We start from the raw sequence: 2992 nt of genomic DNA, 5'->3' as shown, positions 1-2992 counted from the left end.
GCACCAAGGGCACTACTTGTGATTTCAAAGGCGGTGTGGCCGTAGTAATCAAGGCCGCGCACCAGCCGTGGATTTAATTGATATGGAATCTGCAAGGCAGTTAAACCCTGCTGCACCTGCTCAAATCGTTCAAGGCTTTCGGGGCATAGGGCAGCTAATAAATCTGGTGCGGTTGTTAATAATTCCTGGGTGTTTGGATTTTTGGAATCCAAGATTCGTAATGGATTTGTTTGTAAACGTTCTTGGGAATCGGGATCCAACTGGTTTTGATGTTGCTCTAGCCAATTCACCAATTGATTGCGGTAATTAAGGCGATCTTCTTTGCTGCCAAGGGAATTCAGTTCTAATTTGAGCTCTTTTAAACCCAAATCCATTAATAAATCCCATGCAATCACTATTGCTTCCACATCACTACGGGGTTCATTAAAACCTAAAAATTCAAGCCCCAGCTGATGGAATTGACGCATCCTTCCAGCCTGTGGCCGTTCATAACGAAACATCGCTCCGCTATACCAAAGCTTTTGAGGGCCTTGGCTTAATAGTCCGTTTTGAATGGCAGCGCGCACCACCCCAGCAGTGCCTTCTGGCCTCAAGGTGCAGCTGCGCTCACCACGATCAATAAACGTATACATCTCCTTACCCACCACATCAGTGGCAGCGCCAATACCACGGGCAAACAACTCAGTTGCTTCTAGCAATGGGGTGCGGATTTCAGCTACGCATGCCCTACGCATATGCTCGCGACCTATCTCCTCTAGCTGCTGCCAGCTATTGATGCCCGTTGGCAATTGATCTGCCATCCCCCGCAGGGTTTGCAATTGGCTCACGTGCAATTTGCTCCCATCTTTTGGCAATCCTGCAGTGTGAATGTTGCTCGATTAATCTGAATATATGAGCATGATGGGAACTGAGATTGCTTTGCCTTGGTTGGTGCCCCAATCGCTGCCGGCAGCGCTGGATTTAGGCCCAGGCTTGGATGCTAGACAATTGCAGCTCGCTTTTCAGCGCTTGATCACTGATATCAGCGTGCAGGCTCTTGTGGCATTTGGATCTCGAGCTACCGGCACTGCACAAGATGACTCGGATTTGGATTTGGCTGTTATTTCTAAGCTTGCGCAATTAACTCCGAAGCAAAAACGTTTGCAATGGCAGCGCTGCCGTGATGCGATTGGGCAGATTGGCTGTGGGGTAGATCTGGTTGTGCAGGGGCAAGCAGATGCTGCCTATCTAGCCCAATCTCGCTGGCATGTGATGGGTGATGTGGCGCGCGAGGGGAAGGTGCTTTATGTCGCCAGCTGATGACGCCAACCTTTTACTGGGGCTCGTGCAACGCCATTTGCGCAGCCTACGGTTATCGCTAGACCCGCAATTCCCTGATGAAGACTGGGGCTTTACCGCCCAACAGGCAGTTGAGAAACTGCTCAAGGTTTTGATTGTGCTGCGCGATCAGCGACCACCACGTAGCCATGAACTTTCGGAACTTGCAGCCCTAGCAGAGGTTGAATTACCAACTCAACTGCTTGGTTTACAAACCTATGCCGTAGAAGCTCGTTACGAAGAAGGCCCCTTCCCATTGCCAGCTACGCGGGAGAAGTTGTTGGAAGAGATCGAACAACTCTTGGATTGCTGCTTCAAAGCTATCGATCAATCAAAATAACAAAATGCAGTGCAGCCATTTATTTATTTACGACAAGTGGCGTCATTTAATAGAACGAGTTCACTGCCAGAAATAAGGAATATTTTAAAAAAGGAAAGTAAAAATGGGGAAAAAATATATATCTGCAGCACCCTGCGTAGATAGACGTATGGCTCATCTCTTCATCGCTGGCGCTTGTTTATCAATGCTCAACTGGCCGCGCGATCCCTCCGAACTCAACCGTTCAAAATTGAAAGTTATCTTTGCACTACTAGCTCCTTAATCAATATCCCGCTTGAGTCAAAATAGTTATAATTAAGAAAACTTATATTCCATAAAACTCCCGATACCAGGCAACAAATCGGGCCACCCCCTCGCCTACGGGCGTGTTGGGTTTGAAACCCGTCCAGGCTTCTAGTGCTGAAGTATCTGCAGCCGTGGCAGGCACATCTCCTGGTTGCAACGGCAGGAACTCCTTGATAGCAGTCATACCCAAAGCGTTCTCAATCGCCTCGATATAAACCATCAAGGGCGTTGGCTTTGAATTACCTATATTGAATACCCGGTGCGGTGCCCAGCTAGTGGAAGGATCGGGCTGGGCCGAGTTGAAAGCAGGATCAGGTGCCGCCGGCTTATCCAATACCCGCAACAAACTTTCAACAATATCATCTACAAACGTAAAATCACGCACCATTTCGCCATTATTAAATACTTGAATTGGCTGGCCTTCTAATATTGCTTTAGTAAATAAAAATAGAGCCATATCTGGCCTACCCCAGGGCCCATACACCGTAAAAAAACGCAACCCGGTTGCCGGTAACTTATACAAATGGCTGTAAGTGTGAGCCATCAGCTCATTTGCTTTTTTACTTGCCGCATAGAGGCTCACCGGGTGATCAACCCCTTGGTGTTCTGAAAACGGCAGATTTGTATTACCGCCATAAACGCTGCTACTAGAGGCATACACCAGGTGTTCGATGCCGTGGTGACGGCAACCTTCGAGGATGTGGCCAAAGCCCACCAGGTTGCTCTGGATATATGCCGCCGGATTTTCAATCGAATAACGCACCCCCGCTTGGGCCGCCAGGTTCACCACCTGCTGCGGCTTGTGGGTTTCAAAAGCCGCTTCTAACGCAGCTCGATCTTCCAGATCGGCCTCGATCAGCTGGAAGCTGCTGCCTGTACGGGCGGCGGTGGCCTGCAGCTGGGCGATTCGTGCCCGCTTTAGGGCTGGGTCGTAGTAGGAATTCACGTTGTCGAACCCCAGCACCGGGGTGCCTCGCTCCAGCAGCCTGCTGCTCAGGTGAAAGCCGATAAAGCCGGCGGCGCCGGTAACTAAACAAGTCATACGGTTGA

At 49.6% G+C, this 2992-nt stretch carries 4 protein-coding genes; 2 read left to right on the top strand and 2 right to left on the bottom strand.

Features of this window, described 5'->3' with window-relative positions; translation table 11 throughout:
- Window positions 1-827: histidine--tRNA ligase (hisS, locus tag AC2JC8_RS09940; RefSeq protein WP_484594665.1), on the bottom strand; the 827-nt coding region annotated here is incomplete at its 3' end.
- Window positions 828-900: 73 nt separating this feature from the next.
- Here hisS and AC2JC8_RS09935 point away from each other — a divergent pair.
- Window positions 901-1299 (top strand): nucleotidyltransferase family protein, encoded by a 399-nt coding sequence (locus tag AC2JC8_RS09935; protein ID WP_484594664.1) that lies wholly within the window; start codon window positions 901-903, stop codon window positions 1297-1299.
- Window positions 1286-1657, top strand: coding sequence for a HEPN domain-containing protein (locus tag AC2JC8_RS09930; protein WP_484401412.1), 372 nt, complete (start codon window positions 1286-1288; stop codon window positions 1655-1657). Before AC2JC8_RS09935 ends, AC2JC8_RS09930 begins: the two co-directional genes overlap by 14 nt.
- A 304-nt stretch (window positions 1658-1961) precedes the next feature.
- Here the strand turns inward: AC2JC8_RS09930 and AC2JC8_RS09925 are convergent, their stop codons facing one another.
- The gene (locus AC2JC8_RS09925; RefSeq protein ID WP_484594666.1) at window positions 1962-2984 is read right to left on the bottom strand and encodes an NAD-dependent epimerase; all 1023 of its coding nucleotides are present in this window, start codon (window positions 2982-2984) and stop codon (window positions 1962-1964) included.
- Window positions 2985-2992: the final 8 nt, after the last annotated feature.

Source organism: Synechococcus sp. (genome assembly GCF_982614295.1).
The sequence above is the reverse complement of the archived record's forward strand: the minus strand, read 5'-3'. Positions and strand labels throughout refer to the sequence as shown.